This window comes from Alistipes sp., from assembly GCF_020026455.1.
Taxonomy (GTDB): domain Bacteria; phylum Bacteroidota; class Bacteroidia; order Bacteroidales; family Rikenellaceae; genus Alistipes.
Genome location: NZ_JAHHQJ010000014.1, coordinates 45,731 through 66,550 on the forward strand (window position 1 = coordinate 45,731; position 20,820 = coordinate 66,550).

Annotated in this window: 15 protein-coding genes; 3 read left to right on the forward strand and 12 right to left on the reverse strand. The window is 55.9% G+C overall.

The features are described from left to right. Positions 1-6: 6 nt before the first annotated feature. The 3 genes from QZ460_RS08450 to QZ460_RS08460 form a co-directional block, all read right to left on the reverse strand. Entirely contained in the window at positions 7-3,363 is a 3,357-nt protein-coding gene (locus QZ460_RS08450) for a SusC/RagA family TonB-linked outer membrane protein (protein WP_290541138.1), read from the reverse strand. A 258-nt stretch (positions 3,364-3,621) separates the two neighbouring features. Further along, positions 3,622-4,650 carry a FecR domain-containing protein gene (locus QZ460_RS08455; RefSeq protein ID WP_290541139.1) on the reverse strand — a complete coding sequence of 343 codons (1,029 nt, stop codon included), beginning with the start codon at positions 4,648-4,650 and terminating at the stop codon, positions 3,622-3,624. A gap of 58 nt (positions 4,651-4,708) precedes the next feature. Continuing rightward, on the reverse strand, positions 4,709-5,293 hold the full coding sequence (locus QZ460_RS08460; RefSeq protein WP_290541140.1) for an RNA polymerase sigma-70 factor: 585 nt from the start codon (positions 5,291-5,293) through the stop codon (positions 4,709-4,711). 189 nt (positions 5,294-5,482) lie between these two features. Between QZ460_RS08460 and QZ460_RS08465 the strand changes: the two genes are divergently transcribed. From QZ460_RS08465 to QZ460_RS08475, 3 genes are all read left to right on the forward strand, one after another. Continuing rightward, positions 5,483-6,889 carry a hypothetical protein gene (locus QZ460_RS08465; protein ID WP_290541141.1) on the forward strand — a complete coding sequence of 469 codons (1,407 nt, stop codon included), beginning with the start codon at positions 5,483-5,485 and terminating at the stop codon, positions 6,887-6,889. 71 nt (positions 6,890-6,960) lie between these two features. Further along, the gene (locus tag QZ460_RS08470; RefSeq protein ID WP_290541142.1) at positions 6,961-7,245 is read left to right on the forward strand and encodes a hypothetical protein; all 285 of its coding nucleotides are present in this window, start codon (positions 6,961-6,963) and stop codon (positions 7,243-7,245) included. 12 nt (positions 7,246-7,257) lie between these two features. Beyond that, positions 7,258-10,227, forward strand: coding sequence for a glycoside hydrolase family 2 TIM barrel-domain containing protein (locus QZ460_RS08475; protein ID WP_290541143.1), 2,970 nt, complete (start codon positions 7,258-7,260; stop codon positions 10,225-10,227). 757 nt (positions 10,228-10,984) lie between these two features. Here the strand turns inward: QZ460_RS08475 and QZ460_RS08480 are convergent. From QZ460_RS08480 to dnaA, 9 genes are all read right to left on the reverse strand, one after another. Further along, on the reverse strand, positions 10,985-11,440 hold the full coding sequence (locus tag QZ460_RS08480) for a helix-turn-helix domain-containing protein (RefSeq protein WP_290541144.1): 456 nt from the start codon (positions 11,438-11,440) through the stop codon (positions 10,985-10,987). A gap of 658 nt (positions 11,441-12,098) precedes the next feature. Then, a complete protein-coding gene (locus tag QZ460_RS08485; RefSeq protein ID WP_290541145.1) occupies positions 12,099-12,485 on the reverse strand; it encodes an HIT family protein in 387 nt (128 codons plus the stop codon). Between the two features lie 856 nt (positions 12,486-13,341). Beyond that, positions 13,342-13,830: a hypothetical protein gene (locus QZ460_RS08490; protein ID WP_290541146.1), complete on the reverse strand. Its 489-nt coding sequence runs from the start codon at positions 13,828-13,830 to the stop codon at positions 13,342-13,344. 4 nt (positions 13,831-13,834) lie between these two features. After that, positions 13,835-16,054, reverse strand: coding sequence for a RelA/SpoT family protein (locus QZ460_RS08495; protein ID WP_290541147.1), 2,220 nt, complete (start codon positions 16,052-16,054; stop codon positions 13,835-13,837). Between the two features lie 3 nt (positions 16,055-16,057). After that, positions 16,058-17,074 carry a recombinase RecA gene (gene recA / locus QZ460_RS08500; RefSeq protein ID WP_290541148.1) on the reverse strand — a complete coding sequence of 339 codons (1,017 nt, stop codon included), beginning with the start codon at positions 17,072-17,074 and terminating at the stop codon, positions 16,058-16,060. A gap of 208 nt (positions 17,075-17,282) precedes the next feature. Continuing rightward, positions 17,283-17,744 carry a thioredoxin-dependent thiol peroxidase gene (bcp, locus tag QZ460_RS08505; protein WP_290541149.1) on the reverse strand — a complete coding sequence of 154 codons (462 nt, stop codon included), beginning with the start codon at positions 17,742-17,744 and terminating at the stop codon, positions 17,283-17,285. An 84-nt stretch (positions 17,745-17,828) separates the two neighbouring features. Next, positions 17,829-18,041 carry a hypothetical protein gene (locus QZ460_RS08510; protein WP_290532009.1) on the reverse strand — a complete coding sequence of 71 codons (213 nt, stop codon included), beginning with the start codon at positions 18,039-18,041 and terminating at the stop codon, positions 17,829-17,831. A gap of 94 nt (positions 18,042-18,135) precedes the next feature. Then, on the reverse strand, positions 18,136-19,038 hold the full coding sequence (locus tag QZ460_RS08515) for a WYL domain-containing protein (protein WP_290541150.1): 903 nt from the start codon (positions 19,036-19,038) through the stop codon (positions 18,136-18,138). Positions 19,039-19,315: 277 nt separating this feature from the next. Beyond that, positions 19,316-20,728 carry a chromosomal replication initiator protein DnaA gene (gene dnaA / locus QZ460_RS08520; protein ID WP_290541151.1) on the reverse strand — a complete coding sequence of 471 codons (1,413 nt, stop codon included), beginning with the start codon at positions 20,726-20,728 and terminating at the stop codon, positions 19,316-19,318. Positions 20,729-20,820: the final 92 nt, after the last annotated feature.

Consider the following 20,820-nt stretch of genomic DNA (forward strand, 5'->3'; position numbering starts at 1 on the left):
GTGTGTTTAGAAGTTGATTTTAGCGCCGAGCGAGAACGAGCGCACCTGCGGGAACTGTCCGCGGGCTTCGTTGTGCCCCGTGTATATTTCGGGGTCGAAACCCGTGTACTTGGTGATTACGAATGGGTTCTGCACGTCGAAATAGACGCGGATGCTCTTGATGTACTTCTGGACCGGGCCGAACACTTTGCCCTGGATGGTGTAGCCGAGCGTGATGTTGCGGATGCGCATGAACGAGGCGCTCTCCATGTCGGCATTCACGCCGCAGCCGCCGGGGAGTGCTCCCATCTTGCTGTAGGCGATACCCGGACGGGTTCCGTTGGGGTTGATCTGCGAGTTCCAGAGCCGGTAAGCGTACTTGTTGGTATTGGGCGCGGGGGTATTGGCCAGGGGTCCGGCCTGTGCTGCGCTCAGCGCCATGTTGTACTTGTAGGCGCCGAACTGTCCGTACATGAAGATGTCGAGGTCGAAATTCTTGTATATGAATGTGTTTCCGAATCCCATGTAGAGGTCGGGCGCGGTGTTGCGCATGTGGATGTCGTTGATGTCGATGATGCCGTCTCCGTTTTTGTCGTCGATGATGGGGCATCCGGGCATCTGGGCTGCGGCCTGAAGCGATTTCTGCGATTCGGGCATGTTGCTGCGGTCCATGTTGATGTAGCCGTCTATCTTGTAGTAGTACATGGCGGACAAGGGTTCGTTGTCGCGCTGCTGATAGGCCTGATAGTCGAAGTTGGGCATTCGTTTTTTCCAGAATTGCTGCACGCGCGAGAGGGTCAGGTTGGTTCTCCACTCGAATTTTCCCCTGAGGTTGACCGAGTTGAGTGCGATCTCCCAGCCGCGGCGGTAGAAATGCGCACCGTTGATCGGACGCGACGAGAAGATGGCCAGCGGCGATGTCGAAGCGTTGCCCAGCAGGTCTGTCACGTCGTTGCGGTAGAGGTCGAAACTACCCGACAGACGGTCGTCGAAGAGGTAGAAATCGACACCGATGTTCTTCATCGTGGTTTTCTGCCAGCTTACGTCGGGATAGTTGGCGCTTATCAGCTGGTAGGGGATGTAGAAGGTGGAGTTGCCGTCGAATGTCACCTTGAAATCGCTGGGCCTGTAGACTCCGTAAAGCGAACTTCCGAGGTTGTCCTGTCCGGATTTGCCCCAACTGGCGCGGATTTTCAGCAGACTTATCCATTCGACGTCGCGCAGGAACGATTCGTTGGATATTTTCCAGGCTGCCGATACCGAGGGAAACAACGCATATTTCTTGTCGGGGAAAAACTTGTCGGCTCCGTCCCGGCGGAGCGTTGCGGCAACCACGTAGCGGTCGAGGACATCGACGCTCAACTTGGCGAACTGCGAACGTTTCTGGTTCTTGCCCGTGTAGGAGGCCGGGGTTATTTTTCCGGCGGCCGATGAGATATTGTGTTCGTTGATTAGGTCGTTGGTGTCCTCGTACGAGACCGAATATCCTTCGTAGTCTTCGAGATACTTACCCATTCCGACCAGGGCGTCGACCTGGACGATGTCGGCGAATTTCTTCGAGAACTGGAGCATGATCTCCATTGTCTGGTTGCGTCGACGTTCGGATGCGATGTTTCCGCGCGCTTTGTACATGCGGTCGAAGAAGATCGACGACGGCACATAGGTCGCACGGCGCATGTTCTCCTGGTTGATGCCGTACACGCCCTTCAGGGTGATGTATTTTTTCCAGATATTCAGGTCGGCCGTGAAGTTGAGCATGTAGTCGTTCTGTTTGGTCTTGTCCTGAATATCGTCGTACGATGCGGGGTTGGGGACGCTGTTGAAAATGGAATACGAACCGTCCTCCTGCCGGATCGGGAGGTAGGAAGGGTAGAGAAGAGCCGAGCTGAGCGAACCTCCGGCCGTGTTGCCGCGGTTGCCGACGTCGTCGCCCACCATGCCGTTTGTATAATGGTTCTGGTTGGCGTTGAAGGCCGACGATAGTTTCAGGAACGGAAACAGCTGCACCCCTAAGTTGCCGCGGAACGTGTATTTGGTCATTCCCGAATTCGATACGGTTCCTTTTTGGTCGAAGTAGCTGCCGCCCATGTAGTAGGTGATGTGCTTCGTGCCGCCGCTCACCGTCAGGTTATGATTGGTCGAGTATCCGCTGCGCAGCACATAGTCGATCCAGTCGGTCGTCGTGGCCCCGGCGATCTCTTCGGGCGAGAATACGGGGGTCCAGCGTCCGTCGTAGGCCAGGCCGCCGTAGGGATACTGTTTGTTGTTGTAGAGGTAATTCTCTTTGCTGTAGACGTTTGCGATATTCATGTACTCCTGGGCGTTGAGCACGTCGAGGTACTTGTAGTTGCGCGTGAAGGTATAGCTGCCTTCGTAGCTGATCCTGGGAGCACCTTCGGAGCCTTTTTTCGTCGTGATGAGGATCACGCCGTCGGCGGCCCCGATGCCGTAGATTGCGGCCGAAGCATCTTTCAGCACTTCGACCGACTCGATGTCCGCGGGGTTGAGTCCCGCCAGACCGGCGCGGTTGACGTTGCTCGGGAGTCCTGTTGCGCTTCCCAGCCCGATGGTGTTCGACGGCATGACGATGCCGTCGACGATGTAGATCGGGTTGCCCGCACCGCGGATCGAGATGTTCACCTTACCGTCGGGCTGCGAACTGTTTACCGTGGCCTGGAGACCTGCGGCGCGTCCCAGCAGCATCTGCGAGATGTTGCTGTTCGCCGCTTTCGGCACTTCATCGGGCTTCACCTGTGCGATGGCTGTGGTCAGATTGCGGCGCGACACCGTGCCGTAGCCCACGACAACCACTTCGTCGACCAGTTTGACATCTTCGGTCAGATATACCTCGATCTCTGTCCCCGCCTCGGCGTGTACGCTCTGTGGCGTGTAGCCGATGTAGGAGATGCCGAGGACGAGGCTTTTGCTTCCTTCGATCCGGAAGCGGCCCTGCGAATCGGTCGTGGTTCCCCTGGAGGTTCCTTCGACGATCACCGTTGCCCCGACGATGGGATCCTTGGTCTTCCGGTCCAGCACACGACCCTGTACACCGTCATCCTGCCGGCTCTCTTTTGCGGCAGCTTTGCGCCTGGTCAGCACGATCTGCTGTCCCTTGACCGTGTAGGCGATGTCGGTTCCGGAGAAAAGTTGCTCCAGCGCATCGGCCAGCGGGGCCTTCGTGACGTTGAGCGAGGCCGTTCTGTCGACCCCGACCACCTGCTTGTTGTAGAGGAACAGATATCCGCTTTGGGTCTCTATTGCATCCAGTATGTCCGTCAGCGGCACGTTCGATTTATTCATCGTGACGGTTTTGCTTTGGGCGTGTGCGGAACAGACCCAGAGCAGACACATGCACGTGAAGCACGTAAATAGGATGTGTTTCATGGTTGATGTTGTAGTTTTGTTTCGATTGATTCGGTTTTTTGGGTGGATGGATGAGGTAAAAGGTTTTCTGCAATAACAAATGGTTTGGTTTGGTTTGGTTTGGTTTTTTCGCGGTTCCAGGACCGCTGCTATGAATAAGACGAACCACGTGCAAAACCCCACATCTTTTTTCGCATTCTGTCCGGATCGGGGGAGCCATGCCGTCGAAAGAAAACGGGCCAACCGGTCGATTGGCCCGTTTTCATTGGTTTTAAACGGTCATTGATTTTTGTATACGCGGATGATTTTTTTCGAGAATCCGCTGTCCGATTCCTGAACCTGGGGTTGTTCCTCGAAACGAATCGGCGCGCTGATTTCCAGCAGGCGCAGGATCTGGTCGAAGGTCTCGCCCCGGAAGGTTGCGCGGTAGACGTAGTCGCCCAGTTCCGGGTCCATGAGTTCGAATTGCACCCGGTATATCTGGCCCAGCCGGTTGAAAACCTCGTTCAGACTGTCGTCGCGGAAGGCGAGAATGCCGTCTTTCCACGAAATCTTCCGGAACGAGTCCGTATCGGTTATCCGCATCGTGCCATCGGTACGATAACTCAGCTGCTGTTCGGGCAGAAGTCGGTTTTCCTTGCCGCCTGCCGCAACGTCCACCTTGCCGCTGACCAGCGTCACGACGATCTCACGGAGCATGTCGTAGGCGTTGATATTGAAAGCCGTGCCTTTGGCCGTGACGCTCAGGCCGCCGACTTCGACGATAAACGGTCGCTTTTCATCGGCGTGAACTTCGAAATAGGCCTCTCCGGTCATCCGCACCGTGCGTTGCTCGCCGGGGCGGAAACTGGAGGGGTATTCGAGTGAACTTCCCGTGTTGATCCATGCGCGCGAGCTGTCGGGCAGCACGATGCTTGTCATGGTTCCGTAGGGAGCCGTCACTTCGTGGACGGCAATAGCCTCTCCGCTGTGATCCGCCGCCTTCCACGCGAAGAACAGCGAGGCGGCCAGCAGCGGGAGGAACAGCACGGCGGCAATGCGGCGGAACCGGTCGGCGAATGTCGTCCGGGGCACAATCTGCCGCGGCGTTTGCGTGCGTTTTGCCAGCACTTTGCGCAGTGCTGCGTCGGTGTCGATCCGCTGGGGGTCGAAAGCCGGACGGGTCGCTTCCCACAGGTTTTTCAGCCGGAGGAATTCTTCGCGCAGCGTTTCCGACCGGTCCAGTTCGGCTCGGAGCTTTTCGCGTTCCTGTTCCGTGGCATCTCCTGCGAGGTATCTGGCTATTAGTATGTTTTGTTGTTCGTCCATGCGTCCTTGTGGTCTTGAAAATATACTCTGGTCTTATATATGACGGTTTGGCGGGGTTTTACCACATGCCCGGGAGCAAAATAATGTATATTGCGAAATAGAATTCGCCCAGATAGATTCTGAGCAGATTCAGAGCATCGCCGATGCGCACTTCGACGGTCCGCACCGAGACATTCTGCCGTTCGGCTATTTCCCGGTACCTGAGGTTCTGAAAGCGGTTCATTTCGAAGCATTCTCTCATCTTTCGGGGCAGTTTCTCCAGTGCTTGCTGCAAATGGTCGTTCAGATCGGAGTAGAGGATATAGCGGGACGTATCGTGGTCGCCTAATACGCTTCTGCGGAGGGTTTCCTGCTGGTGTGCCGAGACGATTTTCCGGTGGCGGATCTCCTCGATGCAGCTGTTGCGCACGGCGCTCAGGAGGTAGGATTTCAGCGAAGTCTCGATCCGTATCCGGCTGCGATTGTCCCACAACCTGAGAAAGATGGTCTGCACGATGTCCTCGCACACCTCCTGTTCGTGGAGGATCGTTCCTGCGAACAACACCAGGTCCTTGTAGTATTTCCGGAACAGAGTGGCAAACGCCTCGTCGCTGTCGGTGCCCATGTTGCACAACAACACACCGTCCTCGTTGATATCCGCCATTTTGTGAGTTTGTTTCGTGTCTGCGCGTGGGCCGTATTGTCTGTCGGCCGCTCCGATTTGAATACAATATTACGCAAATTTTGCGAAAATAAAAATTTATGTGGGTTTTTGCCGCCGGTTCGTCTTATATGTGGATGGAGTTTTAAAAGGTTTTGAAAAACCGTTTAATTTTTAACTATTGACTGAATTATGAAACGAAAACTGAGGAATATATGCAGGGTGTTTCCCCTTGTGCTCGTGGCGTTTTGCACCCTGATTTCCTGTAAGGACGAGGATGTTCCCGATGTGATGTGGCCCGAGTGGCCGGTCGTATCGGCTCCGGAGGTCGTCACGGCGACGCTCAAGCCCGCCGCCGGTTCCGGAGCGGAGGTTGTGGCCGGAAGCAGCGTGTGTTTTCGGGCGCACATCACCGATTCCGACAACGAAGTGCGCCGTGCGACGCTGACCGTGACGGTGGGCGGCAACGAGATTGTCTCCGAACAGTTCCGCCTGACGGGAAGCGCAGCCGATGTCGAACATACGTTCACGGTTCCGTTTGTCTCGGGTATGGACGGAGACGTTTATCCCGCGGTGAAGCTCGATGTGATCAATTCCCTCCACAAAACCGCTTCAGTGACGCTTCCCGAAGCGCAGAACGTACTGGTCAAACGTCCTGTCCTGGGCGACAAGGTCTACCTTGTGACCGGGGACGGCGATGTCTACGAACTGCCCCGCAGTGCCGGCAACCTCTATTCGAAGGAGGTCAAGGCGCCTTATTTCGAAACCTACAAGATCGCCGCAAAACTCACCGCCGACCGTAAGATCGACTACTCTTCGCCTGTCTGGGGCTTCGTCGACGGTCGGGTGGCGGTCGTCTCCGACGCTTCGGCGGCGGGGATTCCTTCCGGGATCCATCCGGCGGCGGTCATCAAGAAGATGAATTTCGATGCCGTCGGCTTCCGCACGGTGCTCGACCTGGCCGTGGTCTTCGGCGACACCGAGTTGCAACCCTCCTCCTGTAACGGCTACCAGGAGGCAACGCTTCCGCTCGCCTCCGGACAGACTTATACCGTCACGGGCATCGGCGATATCGCTACGGCGATCGATCCCAATTTCTTCGAGCCGGTTTCCGAATCGGAGGTGAAATTCCTGGGTCTCGACGGGGAGTATACGCTTTACTATAACCTTGCCCAATCGCGCCTTTATGTCGAGCAGCGGGGTGCGACCTATCCCGCAGCGCTGTGGATCTCGGGCATGGGTCTCGGTTTCCCGCAGCCGCCCTATTCGCTCGATATCGACTGGTCGGGCAACGGCTGGAACTGGTCGGTCGACGTTCACCAGCGTTCGTTCTGCAGGAAGACCGGCGACGGAGAGTTTGAAGCCCTGCTCTACCTTTCGTCCAACATCAACCTCAAGATTTTCCAGCAGTGCGGCTGGGGCGGTGAATTCCAGTCCTATAACTTCACCAAGTCTCCCGAAAATATCCTTGTCGACGGCATCGAGCCGAGCGACGGCCACAAGACGGGCGACTTTGCGACGGGGCCGGCCTTCACCGAAGGCGTCTATCTGCTCCGCCTGAATTTCAACCGGATGACGATCGAGATTATCCGCCGATAACCGGCTTTTTTCTGAAACAGTCACGCGCAGGGCGGTTCTCGGTAGGACCGCCCTGTTTTAAGACCCAACCTATGTCCAAAACCTTCTGCTCTCTGTTGGCCTTGGGCCTGCTGTTTTGCGGCGCGGCTTCCGCCTCGGCTCCCGCCGAGTGGGAGAATCAGCATGTCAATGCCGTCAACCGCCTGCCGATGCGTGCGACCTCCTATTCCTACGACACTCCGCAGCGGGCCCTCTGCGGCGACCGCAGTGCTTCGGCAATCCTTTTTCTCGACGGACCGTGGCGTTTCCGCTTCGATCCGGATGCCGGGGACCGTCCCCGCGACTTTTTCCGTGGCGGCGACCGCGTCGAGGGGTAGGACACGATTCCCGTGCCCTCCTGCTGGGAGATGCACGGCTACGGCTTTCCCAACTATACCAACGTCCGCTATCCCTTTCCTGTCAATCCGCCCCGCATCTGCCGCAATAATCCCGTGGGCAGTTACTACCGCGAATTCGACCTTCTTGCGTCGTGGCGCGACCGGGATGTCACGCTGCATTTCGGAGGAGTCTATTCGGCTTATTACGTCTGGGTGAACGGCGAATATGTCGGTTATGCCGAGGATTCGGCGCTTCCTTCCGAGTTCGACGTGACCCGGTTCCTGCGCGAAGGGCGTAACAGCGTCGCCGTGCAGGTCTACAAATGGGCCGACGGCAGTTACCTCGAGGATGCCGACCATTGGCGCATGGCGGGCATCTACCGCGAAGTTTTCCTGATGGCCTCGCCGCGGGTCTGTATCCGCGATTTCGGGATCCGTACGCGAATGATCAATGACTATGCGGACGGCCTGCTGCAAATCCGGCCGTCGCTGCGTAATGATGTCGAGCGGGATCTCACGGGCTGGACGCTCGGGGCCGAGCTTTTCGATGCGGCAGGCAAAACCTGCCTCGAAGCGCCGTGGACTCTTCCTGCCGCAGACATCGTGACCGAAGTGTATCCCCAGCGCGACAACGTCTACTATCCGCTCATGGAGCGGCTGTTTCGCTCCCCGCACCGCTGGACGGCCGAAACTCCCTACCTCTATACGCTCGTGCTGACGCTCCGCGATGCACAGGGCGCGGTAGTCGAGTCCCGGAGCGTCCGCGTGGGTTTCCGCGAGGTCGAGATCCGCGGCGAAGAGCTTCTTGTTAACGGCGTTCCGGTGAAACTCTACGGTGTCAACCGCCACGACCACAATGCCCGCACGGGTAAAACGGTCTCCCGGGCCGACATCGAGGCCGACATCCGGCTGATGAAACAGTATAATTTCAACTCCGTGCGCACGAGCCACTATCCCAACGACCCCTACCTCTATGATCTCTGCGATGCCTACGGACTGTATGTCATCGACGAGGCGAACGTCGAGTCGCACGGTGTGCGGGGATTGCTGGCCAACGATCCCGCCTGGATCACACCTTTTCTGGAACGCGTCACGCGCATGGTCGTGCGCGACCGGAACCATCCCTCGGTCATCGGATGGTCTATGGGCAACGAATCGGGCTGCGGGCCGGCTTTTGCCGCGGTTTCCGCCTGGACCAAGGATACCGATCCGACGCGTTTCATCCATTACGAAGGGGCTCAGGGCCGGCCCGAGCATCCGCTTTACCGCCCCATAAGCCGTTCTCAGGCCGCGGTGGCCACCAGTGAAGTCGTCGCAGCCGGGGAGACGGCCGCGCGTTTCGCCGAGATGGCCAACCCCGACGACCCGGCATATGTTGACATCCTGAGCCGCATGTACCCGACACTCGAAGAACTGGAATTCCTGGCCGAATGGCCCCATATCTCGCGGCCCGTGCTGTTGTGCGAATATGCCCACTCGATGGGCAACTCCACAGGCGGCCTGAACGACTATTGGACGCTTATCCGTCGCCACAGGCGCCTGCTGGGCGGACATATCTGGGATTGGATCGACCAGGGAATCGAACGACGCGATGCCTCGGGACGTATCTGCTGGGCCTATGGCGGAGATTTCGAACCGGAGGGAGAGGTCCACGACGGTAATTTCTGCATCAACGGCCTTCTTGCACCCGACCGCACGGTGAAACCTGCAATGTACGAATGTAAGCATGTCTTCCAGCCGATCGCGTTCGAATCGGTAGACCCGGCACAGGGGCGAATCCGTGTTGTCAACCGGAATTTTTTCTCTTCGACCAACGTTTACGACTACAAGTGGGAACTTCGCGACGAAAGCCATGTGCTTCAATGCGGTACGTTGACCGTACCTCCGACGGCGGCCGGTGAGAGTGTCGCGGTTTCGGTGCCTTGCAAGCCTTTCCGACAAATTCCCGGCGCGGAGTACTGGCTCCGGCTTTCGGCCCACGAGGCGCAGGAGCGCCCTTATGCCGAAAAGGGTTGGGAAGTCGCTTTCGATCAGTTGAAAATCAGTGTGTTGCATCCTTTGCGCTGCGATCTGCCGCAGGGTAGGGTAGCGGTGTGTGAATATGCTGACAGTCTACGGTTTACATCCGGAGCAACCGAAATTGTGATCGACCGTTCGAGCGGTTATTTGACTTCCTGTTCCTTCGACGGGAGCCCGGTGATCTGCGGTCCATTGAAACCCGATTTCTGGCGTGCGGCGACCGACAACGATCGCCGCGGTTGGAAAACCGATGTCCTGCTGGATTTCTGGAAACATGCCGAAAAATGGATGAAAATCAATGACTTGACCGTGTCGAAAGAGTCGGGTAGGGTGGTCGTGACTGTCGGTAAGTCGATTCCCGACACCTTGTCCCTGACGTTGACCTATACGATTGGTGGCGGAGGGATTGTCGAGGTCGGCTACGCCCTTCGGCATCTGCATCCGCAGTTGCCCGAGATGCTTCGCGTCGGCATGCAGACGCAGTGTCGCGGCGATTATGATCGGATGACGTTCTATGGGCGGGGGCCTCATGAAAACTATTCCGACCGTTGCCTTTCGGCCTTTGTCTCGGTGTATGACGGCTGTGTCGATGATTTCTGCTACGAGTATGTCCGTCCGCAGGAGAACGGCAACCGGACCGGAGTCCGTTGGCTCTGTTTGCGGAATGCGGCCGGCCGCGGCGTGCAGTTTATTGGCCGCCAGCCACTCGGCATTGCCGTCCGCCGCTGTTCGCCGGAGGCTTTGGAAGAAGCCGCTCATGCCTCCGAAACGGAGTATTCTCCCGATCGAATGACTGTGAATATCGACCTTGCGCAGGCCGGGGTCGGCGGCACCGATTCCTGGAGTATCAAGGCTCGCCCGGAACGGCCCTACCGGCTGTGTGAAAAGGAGTATAACTATGGTTTTCTGATTGTTCCCGGGCGGATATCGGACTGTGTACGGAACGGCCGAATATATAGATAAAATACGCTGCTTGTGAGCTGCTCGAATGCAAGGCCGATTCTACCGGGGGCCATGTCGCGCAACGGATCATTCCCCGGCTTCATCCTTTGGGATCTGCTGCCTGAGCAAAGCAGCCTGCTCTACCAACCGGGGAAATAGCCGGAGGAGCCGATGATCGAACAATGCTTTCCGAAAATCGGTGCCGGACAGCTCTTTTGCACTCCTCATACCTCTATTATTTAACATAATGAATATATTAATTCAATTACCTTTGTACTGTATTGATGTTGTATTGAGGCTAAAATCCTTTACAACTGTAACTGATCACAGTTAACTGGTCTATACGGATCTATTTTGTGGATCATCTAATCCAACAGATCATCACTCGGTATTATGAATGATCTATACAGATCGTTACCCGCATGCACCCGCTTGTCGTCATGACCAAACTACTGGCCGCCCATCCCAAGCAAACCACGGCGTTCCGGTTCGGACGATGAAGATTTAAGCTCGACATGCCGCTGTTTTGCCATAGGCAACGCACCGGCTTCAGACCCAACAAGCGACAATGCACCGGATTTCAACTTTTACCGCTCCCTCGGCTTTGCCTCGTGACCTTCCTGCAATTGGAACCGGAGCACCCCGATTGAACCGAAGCATCCCGAGTCAAGGATGCTTTTCTGAAGGATGCTTTAAGTTCGCTTGTGGTGCCAGACAAATGGATTACCGGATCTTCCCGTGCGTGCCATATTCACAAAAATATTTCGGACGATAGCTTTTAGCGCTTTGTCGGCGTGAAACTCTCGAAGGTGAGGTCGTCGTACAATATTACGATCCGCCGGATGGCGACATCTGTCCGTGTGCCGGGAAATGGAACCGTTGCCTGCGGAGTGGAATTTTCGGTCGCGGCTGCAGCCGGCTCCTGATGCGGTGGATTGATCCCTGTATTCCGCTCGGGACCGAACAGCCCTTCGGAGATCGATGCGCCGGATGCAAGGGTCGGTGCGGATTGTTCGGGCTTGCTGTCGCGATACATCTTGTCGGAGTCGAGCAGCAGCCAGTCGGGATTAATCCGCGGGAACCTCCGGAGAATCTTCTGGAGCAAATCGAATCCCGGTTTGTTTCGTCCGGCGAGAATATGGGAAATTCCCGCAGGATTGATTCCGAGCAGTTCCGCGAGCTGGCTCGGCTTCAATCCTTCGTTTTTCATCAGATCGAGCAATTTTTCCCTCATCAGCGCAATTTTTTACAAATATAAATGCTTTTCTTTTGTAAAACAAGAAAAATCTACATTTGTAAAATGTTAATAAGTGTCGATAAAGTTTACAAGTGTAAATCAATTAATATGGTTAAATTTCTTCGATAGCTATTATATAAACTATTTATTTATATAAAATAGATTAAAATCCTTGTTTATATGTAATTATAGTGTGTAATATCCTATGTATGCCCCTGCTGTCGACTATTACGTGTTTTGACCTCGTATTATTTAACTGATGCTTTATATGATTTATGTAAATAGCTGGTTATTAATACTTCTTTTTGATGTTATTCAATGGTTTGATCCTTGCGGGCTTGCCTCTGATCTGACATTTCCGCTCCTTGAGGTAGTTTGTTACAAGTGTAACTATTAACAGAGGCTACAAACAAATGTTTTTTACAAAAGTAATTACAGATGGAAATAAAACTCTTTTTGAGTGTTTACAAATGTAAATACACTCCCCTATTTTATGCCTCCGGATGTATTTTCAAGCTATTTTCGAACCCTTTACCAGCTGTTTTGTTTACTTTTGCTGATTCCGTATTTATTATGTTAAATAAAAAGGCCGAATAGTGTTAATAACCCACTATCCGGCTTAAATACAGTTTGTTGTATAGTTGTGAACAGTCTTCTATTTCGAGAGTTTATCGGCGATTTCGTGGAACTCTTCCGGCGTTAATTTGAGCTTTTCGCGGTGGAAATCCACGTCGTTTTCGCTCTGAATCGGGATCAGATGGATGTGTGCATGGGGTACTTCAAGGCCTAAAACGACAATTGCCACCCTTGCGCACGCTATTTCCCGTTTGATTTTGGCGGCGACCTCTTTGGCGAAAAGCATCATACCGGCCAGTGTTGTGTCGTCGAGATCGAAGATGTAATCCACCTCCTTTTTTGGGACGACCAGCGTATGGCCTTTTGTCAGTGGATTGATGTCGAGGAATGCGTAGTAGTCATCGTTTTCGGCTACTTTGTACGAGGGAATCTCCCCCGCAATGATACGTGAAAAAATGGTTGCCATATCTTTTGTATTTAGGTTTTTCTTATCCTGCAATCCGACGCCAGGGCCGTTTTCCTAATTTTCGCCGGCTTTTTCTGCCGCGATTCGTTTTGCGGATCGGTTTTCCGGTCCTCTGCGGCCCTGCGTTGCTGCGATCGGCTGCTGCTTCTGCTTTGGCCTGTCCGCTTCCGCAAGAAGCCCCTAAATCGCAAGCTCGGCCTGTACCGTGTGTTGTGCTACCGTGTCGCTGTGCGCCGTGTCGCTATGCTACCGTGCTTCCATACCTACCGTATGCCGTGCTGTCGTGCCGCCTGCGGGCCGTGTCGCTATGTTGCTGTGCTTCCTACCGCTATGCTACCGAACTACCGTTCTATCAAGCTACCGTGCTGTCGTGCCGCCTGCCAGCATGCTACCCTGTTCGGGAGATGATGTTGCTGTATAACAGGTTGATTTACTGTCAGATACTTGCGTCTATTGCACATCCCGAGCCAGATTATTGGTATTTCAGCCAGCATTTCGCCTTGTCCGGATTCTGGGCGCCTGTCCAGCCAACCTGTCTGCCTGCTTGTTTATCGCGATCGGCCTGCCTGCTGGTGTCAGCCGACTTGCCCATCTACCAACCTGACAACCAGCTTGCTTGCCTTGTCGTCAGCCTGCCTGTTTATCGGCCTGTTTACCTGCCTGTTTGTCAGTCGGTTGCCAGTTGACCGCCCTCCATCCTATCTGTCGGCCTATCCCCCTGTCAGCCTCCTACCAACCTCTTGCTGGCCTCCTGCCGGCCTGATCCCTTGGGGCTCATGCCCGCAGTAAAGGAGTTTCCCGAACTGGGGAACTGGAGTTTTAAGGGCCCTTGCTGGCCCCCCCCCCGGACTTGGTTTTAAAGATGCTCCCCGAACTTGGGTTTCAGAATTTCCGAGTAGATAATCGCCTGCCGGAGGTTGAATTCTTCGGCCTGGAATGCCGTTGCCGTCTCCTGCTCGTTGTTTGTGAGGGAATGCGCGGCGATTTCGTCATTTCCGCCGTCATCCATGGCGCTGTTGATGCTCTGATGGCGCAGAAACCCTGTATGCCCAGAATGTCCCGTATGCCCCGTTCCGACGGCTTTCGGCATTGCCTGCTCCGGCATGTATTCCTCGGCGGGAATCTCCTCCAGACTCTGGCATTCGTCCGGAAAAACGGGCGCAACGGGCCTGAGCACAGGGGGCGGAGCCGCTTCGGATGCCGGATGTTCCTGTGCGGGCCATGCTTCTTCGTGTCCGGGAGTTCGGGCGCCTTTTCCGCGGGCCTTGCGCGATTGCGCCACGACGTTGAATATCATCGCTCCGACGATGATCACGGTCCATATTACCGATGCAAAATCATCCATGTCTTTAACTCAATCTTCGTTTGACACTCTCTATACCCTTTATCTTGCGCATCTTGTCCATCACAGCGCGGAGGCTTTCGGCATCCTTCACATAGAGGCTGACGTTGCCTTCGACGATGCCGTCGTGGCTGTGGATGTTCACCTCCCGGAAATTGATGTTGAAATCGGCGCTCACGACCTTCGCCAGATCGAGCAGCAGCCCCTGCCGATCGATGCCGCGCAACTCCGTGGTCACCAGATAGGACATGGCCTTGTGCTGCGACCATTTGATCTCCTCTTTGACGATGTTGCGGCCGAACTGCGACGCGAGCCGGTTCAACTCGTCGCACGTGGCTTTGTGCACGATGATTTTCCCCGTAGCGGGGTCTCGATACCCTACCACCTTGTCGCCCGGAATCGGCTTGCAGCACTCCGCAATTTCGAACTGCGGTTCCGGGGTCGTAGCCTCCTCTGCCGGCGCTATTTCGCCCGGAATCGGGGTGTCGTCCGCCTCATCCTCCTTCTTCTTGGGGATGAAGAGGGTCCAGAATTTGAGTATCTTGCTCTTGGCGTTGACCTTGAGGGCTTTGTCCAGGTTGTCGAGCGAGACGATTCCCGCCCCGATCTTGCTGTATAGCTCCTCCTTGTTGTTGCTGTCGTAAATGGGTGTTATCTTGCGCAATACGCGTCCGCTCAACTTGATGTTCAGCGACTTCATCTTTTCGTCGAGCAGCTGCATGCCCCGCTCGATGTTGTTCTGCCGTTCGCGCTTGAGGAAACTCTTGATCGCCTGTTTGGCCTTGGCCGTGGTGACCGTTTCGAGCCATTCGGGCTTGGGACGGGCGTTGTCGGCCGTGATGATCTCGATCTGATCACCGCTGTTGATCTGCGTGGTGATCGGTTCGAGCTTGTGGTTGATCTTGGCGCTGATGGCGCTGTTTCCGATCTTCGAGTGGATGTCGTAGGCGAAGTCGAGGGCCGTGGCTCCGAACGGCATTTTTCGGGCTTCACCCTTGGGTGTAAATACCACTATCTCCGATGTATACAGCGATAACTTAAAGTTGTCCAGGAAGTCCACGGCATTTTCCGTCGGACTGTTCAGCGCCGCTCGGATCTGTTTCAGCCACTTGTCGAATTCGTCCTCGTCCTGCGAAATGGTCGCATGCTTGTATTTCCAGTGAGCGGCGAATCCGCGTTCGGCGATGTCCTCCATGCGCTGCGTGCGGATCTGCACCTCGACCCACACACCGTCGGGTCCCATCACCGTCGAGTGCAGCGCCTCGTATCCGTTGGCCTTGGGCATCGAAATCCAGTCCCTTAGCCGGTCGGGCTTGGGGGTGTAGATGTCGGTGATCGTGGAGTAAATCTGCCAGCACTGTGTCTTTTCCGAGGGGAACGGCAGGGGTTTGAAGACGATGCGGATGGCAAACAGGTCGTAAATCTCCTCGAACGAGATCTGCTTGCGCTGCATCTTGCTCCAGATCGAGTAGACGCTCTTCACGCGTCCCGAGATCTCGTAGTTGATGTTGTCGCGGTTGAGCGAGGCGATGATCGGGGCGTTGAACTTGTTGATGAATTCCCGGCGCGAAGCCTCGCTTTCCTGCAGTTTCTGCGTGATTTCGGCATACTGCTGCGGGAATCGGTACTTCATGCAGAGATCCTCCAGCTCGCTCTTGATCGAGAAGAGCCCCAGCCGATAGGCCAGCGGAGCGAAGAGGTAGATCGTCTCGCCGGTGATCTTGATCTGCTTGTTCATCGGCATGGCACCCAGCGTGCGCATGTTGTGCAGCCGGTCGGCGATCTTTATCAGAATTACCCGTACATCGTCCGAGAGGGTGAGGAGTACCTTGCGAAAATATTCGGCCTGTTCGGAGGTGTCGGCGTTGAACACGCCGGACATCTTCGTCAGTCCGTCGACCATCGAGGCGATTTTCGGTCCGAAGATGCGTTCCATGTCCTCCACGGTGTATTCCGTGTCCTCCACGACGTCGTGCAGCAGGGCCGCGACGACCGATTTCACCCCCAGCCCGATCTCCTTGATGACGATCATGGCTACTGCAATAGGATGCAGGAGGTACGGCTCGCCGGAGCGGCGCCTTACCCCCTCGTGTGCCTCCTTGGCCAGGAAAAAAGCACGTTTGATGAAGTTCCAGTCCTCGTCGTTCTTGCAGATTTTGGTGCACGCGAGGAGCAGGTCATCCCATTTCTCCTTTATAAGGGTTTCATCCTCAGCAGTATATCCCATAGACTACTCCTGTTTTGCGGTCTTCATGGCTTCGCGGACCTTGGTTTCGATTTCGTTACGCAGCTCTTCGTCGTTTTTCAGCAGTTCCTTGACGGCGTCGCGTCCCTGTCCGATCTTGCGGTCGCCGTAGGAGAACCACGATCCGGCCTTCTTGATCACGCCGTAATCGACGCCGATGTCGATGATCTCGCCGATCTTCGAGATACCTTCGCCGAACATGATGTCGAACTCCGCGCGTTTGAACGGGGGTGCCACCTTGTTCTTCACGACCTTGACCTTCGTGCGGGTTCCCAGCTGGTCCTCGCCGTCCTTGATGACCGACATGCGGCGGATGTCGATACGCACCGAAGCGTAGAATTTCAGCGCATTGCCGCCCGTGGTGGTCTCGGGGTTGCCGTATACGACGCCGATCTTGTCGCGCAGCTGGTTGATGAAGATGCAGACGGTCTTGGTCTTCGAGATACTCGACGTGAGTTTGCGCAGCGCCTGCGACATGAGGCGGGCCTGGAGTCCCATCTTCGAGTCGCCCATCTCGCCCTCGATCTCGGCTTTGGGCGTCAGAGCCGCCACGGAGTCGATGACGATGATGTCGATGGCGCTCGAGCGGATCAGCGAGTCGGCGATTTCAAGAGCCTGCTCGCCGTTGTCGGGCTGCGAAATGAGCAGGTTGTCGACATCCACACCCAGTTTCTGGGCATAGAAACTGTCGAATGCGTGCTCGGCGTCGATGAATGCCGCGATGCCTCCGGCCTTCTGGGCCTCGGCGATGGCGTGAATCGCCAGCGTGGTCTTACCCGACGACTCGGGTCCGTAAATCTCCACGACACGCCCCTTGGGATAGCCGCCTACGCCGAGCGCCATGTCGAGTGTGATCGAACCCGTCGGGATAACCGGAATGTCGTTCACTTCGGTGCTGTTCATGCGCATGATCGAGCCTTTGCCGAAGTCCTTTTCTATTTTCTGCATCACTGCGTCCAGCACCTTGAGCTTGTCCGCGTTTACCTGTACTTTTTCTGCCATTATTGTCTTGTTTTTTATTGTTCACACTGTTTTGCTTCGCCGCCGTTCGCCCTCGGGCCGGCGGCGGGAGCCTTTGGTTTGCCGCCTCTGCGGCAGCAACACCCCGCCTCGGGCGGGGATTGAGGTGCTGCGGACCAGGACACGACGCCGGCGGCGGCGAATACGGTGGTCGCATACACCCCTGCACGTTGGAGATCCTGCCTGACCCCTACTTGTAGGAGTCGATGATCTGCCGGTAGTGGTTCTTGGTGTCCACCTTGGTGAAAATCTTCTCGATGCGCCCCTCTGCGTCGATCACGAACGTCGTGCGCAGCACCCCCATGTACTTGCGGCCGTACATCGACTTCTCGGCCCACACGCCGTAGGCTTCGCACATCGAGTGGTCGGAGTCGGAGAGCAGCGTGAAATTCAGGGCGTGCTTGTCGCAGAAATTGCGGTGCGACTTTTCGCTGTCGGGGCTTACACCGATGATTCGGAAATCCATCCGTTCCAGCTCGGCCTTGCCGTCGCGCAGGCTTTGGGCTTCGAGCGTACAACCCGAGGTGTTGTCCTTGGGGTAGAAATAGAGTATCGTGCGCTGTCCCTTCAGGTCGGCAAGCGTCAGAGGCTCACCGTCTTGAGTCGTGGACTTGAAATCGGGGGCCATCTCCCCCACCTGCAACTGTGTCATAGCGTTTCCCGATAAAGAGATTATTTTCTCAAAGGTATGAATTTTCCGGCGATTTTCATGCTTTGCGAGCGACTTTTTTGCGCTCTAATCCCATTGGTAGGTCACTTCGATCTGCTCGTTGAACTCCTCCTGCGTGGTGTTGAGCCGGTGCAGACAGGCCGGGCACCGGATGGCCGTTTCGGTCTCGACATACTCGCCGCACCCGACGCACATCGGCAGCAGGCCGTAGCCCGGCTGCATGGAGTGCTCGAACTGCGCTCCGCAGTGCTTGCACCTGATTTTGTAAGCTGTTCCCATTGTCGTTTTGTTTTTGGTTCACGCTGCAAAGGAACAGCCTGCGAGTGACAGGTTGTGACACATGGGTAAAAAAATGGCAAAGGTCGTGCAAAACTCACATGTTCGGAGTGTTTGCCGCAATATATTCGCGGATATAGCCCGTCAGTTCGGGTGAGTCGACGATGCGGATGTCGTCCAGCAGCCCCACGACGAAGCGTCCCACCCCGGCCATTCCGGCCACCTGCGTGTCGAGCGACCAGCGTCCGCGGCCCAGCGGTTTCACGTCGCGTTCGGCCAGCGGATACTCCTCGCACAGCAGGTTGTAGGCCAGCATTCCCAGCTCCAGCCGCACGCGGTGACGCACTCCGCCGTGCATGCGGAAGGCGTCGATGAATCCCTCGCGGTGGGCTTCCCGGTGCTCCCATGCCGCTTCGGAGAGTTCGACGGATCCGATGCGCGCGGTTTTGAAGAGTTTGTTCGTGTGGCTTTCGAGGTCGTAGCACCACACCTGCACATAGTTGGTCGTGAAGGCGAAAGGTTCTACCCTGCGGTCGCGCACTTCGCCGCCGTGGGCCGACTGGTAGCCGTGCAGCACGGCCTGTTGCTCCTGCTCGATGGCCTCGATCAACCGCCGGATGTTCGGGGCGTTCTTGCCCCGCACGACGCTGTCGGCCAGCGTCTTGTTGTCGTATACGGAGTAGAGCTTGCGCTTGAGGTTCTGCTTCAGCAGGTTGGTGTCGTCGATATTCTCGATGGCGTTTTTCAGGATCACGGCCTCCTCCTCGGTGAAGTGCACCAGCTGCGAGATGTCGCGGAAGTGCGGCGACTCCTTGTCGAGACGGATGCAGTCTCTCGATTTCTTGATCACAAATCCTGCCTCGCGGAAGGTGTCGATATAGCGGTAGATCGTGCGGCGCGACATCTGGAGCCGTTCGGCCAGCTGGTCGACGTTGTAGGTGGTGTTTGCCGTCAGCAGCTTCATGAGCCGCAGCAGGCGTTCGAGTTTGGGTTGGTCCATGATTTATTCGGAGACAGACGGCTGTTCGCCGTGCAGGGGTCGTAAATTAGTCATAACGGAAGTGCGGAGATCGTTCTTGCCTGCGATTCGAAAAAGAGGTTTTTCGGATTCCGGAGCGGAGGTATCCGGAACCATTGCACGGCAGTTTGCGCTTCCTGCAAACGAAGCAATCGATAGAATGACGAACGATTTCATGCTGTTTTTTTGCAAAGATAGAAAAAAAAGTCGTGACAGACCATGTCACGACTTTCTGTTTGTATCGCCCCCCCCCTCCGCACTATTGGGCGAGGACCTTTTTCTCAATCTCCTCGACCTGACGGCGGAACGCCTTGTCGGTCTCGATGAGGTTCGTCACGGCCTTGCACGAGTGGAGGACCGTGGCGTGGTTGCGGCCTCCGATGGCTGCCCCGATCGTTGTCAGCGGCGCCTTGGTGTGCTGCTTGGCCAGATACATGGCGATCTGCCGGGCCTGGGCTATTTCGCGTGTGCGCTCCGTGGAGTTGAAGCGCGCGAAGTCCAGATTGAGGTATTCGCACACGACCTCGATGATGTGGTCGATGGTGATTTCCTTCTGATAGAGCTTCACGTAGACCTTCAGGATCTCCTTGGCCAGCGACGTGGTGATCTTGCGCCCGAGGAACGAGGCGTTGGCCACCAGCGACGACAGGGCGCCTTCGATTTCCCGCACGTTGGCCGAGATGTTGTCCGCCAGATAGGTCACCACATCGTCCGTGATCTGCGCCCCGAGCTTCTGCGCCTTGGCGCGTATGATCTTGAGCTTGGTGTCGTAGTCCGGCGTGTTGAGCTGTGCCGACAATCCCCATTTGAAGCGGGTCAGCAGTCGCTGTTCGATGTCCTTGAGTTCCACGGGCGGCTTGTCCGACGTGAGGATCAGCTGCTTGCCCGCCAGCTGCAGGTGGTTGAATATGTTGAAGAACGCGTTCTGCGTACCGGTCTTTCCCGTCAGCTCCTGGATGTCGTCGATGATCAGCACGTCGATCATCTGGTAGAAGTGGATGAAGTCGGGAATCTCGCCGTTCTTGTAGGCTGTCTGGAACTGCGCCTGGAACTTGTTCATCGAGACGTAGAGCACCTGCAACTCCGGGTGTCGCTGACGCACCTCGTGGCCGATCGACTGCACGATGTGGGTCTTCCCCAGTCCCGAGTCTCCATAGATATAGAGGGGGTTGAAGGGGTTGTTTCCCGGGTTCACGGCCACGGACATGCCCGCCGAGCGGGCCAGTCGGTTGCATTCACCCTCGATGAAGGTCGCAAACGTGAGGTTTGGATTCAGCTGCGGGTCGATGATTATTTTCTTGAGTCCGGGAATTACGAACGGATTCTTTATATTTGCGGTGTTGGTCTGCGTGTTGAAGCGCGAGATGGCCGTCGTGTCGGAATCCGCCGCCACGGGGACGGCCTGTGCGCTCGTTCGGGGCACGGCGTAGTGGAGCCGGGTCTGCTGGCCGTAGAGCTGCGAGATGATCGGTTTGAGGAACGGGATGTAGTTCTTCTCGATCTGACGGACGTAGCTTTCGTTGGGGACCCTCAAACGAAGCGTCGTTCCGTCGAATTCGAGCGGAACGATGGGCTGAAACCACTTTTCGAACTCCTCCGCGGAGGTTCGGGCCTTGATCTGGTCCAAGCAGTTTTGCCATATATCGCTATATGTCCGAGAGTTGTTTAGCATGACAGAGGGTTGTACTGTTTTTTTGACGTGACAAAGTTGTGAATAATTTTGCAAAAAGATTTTCGTTTTCGTGTTGCAGATCTCCTTTTTTT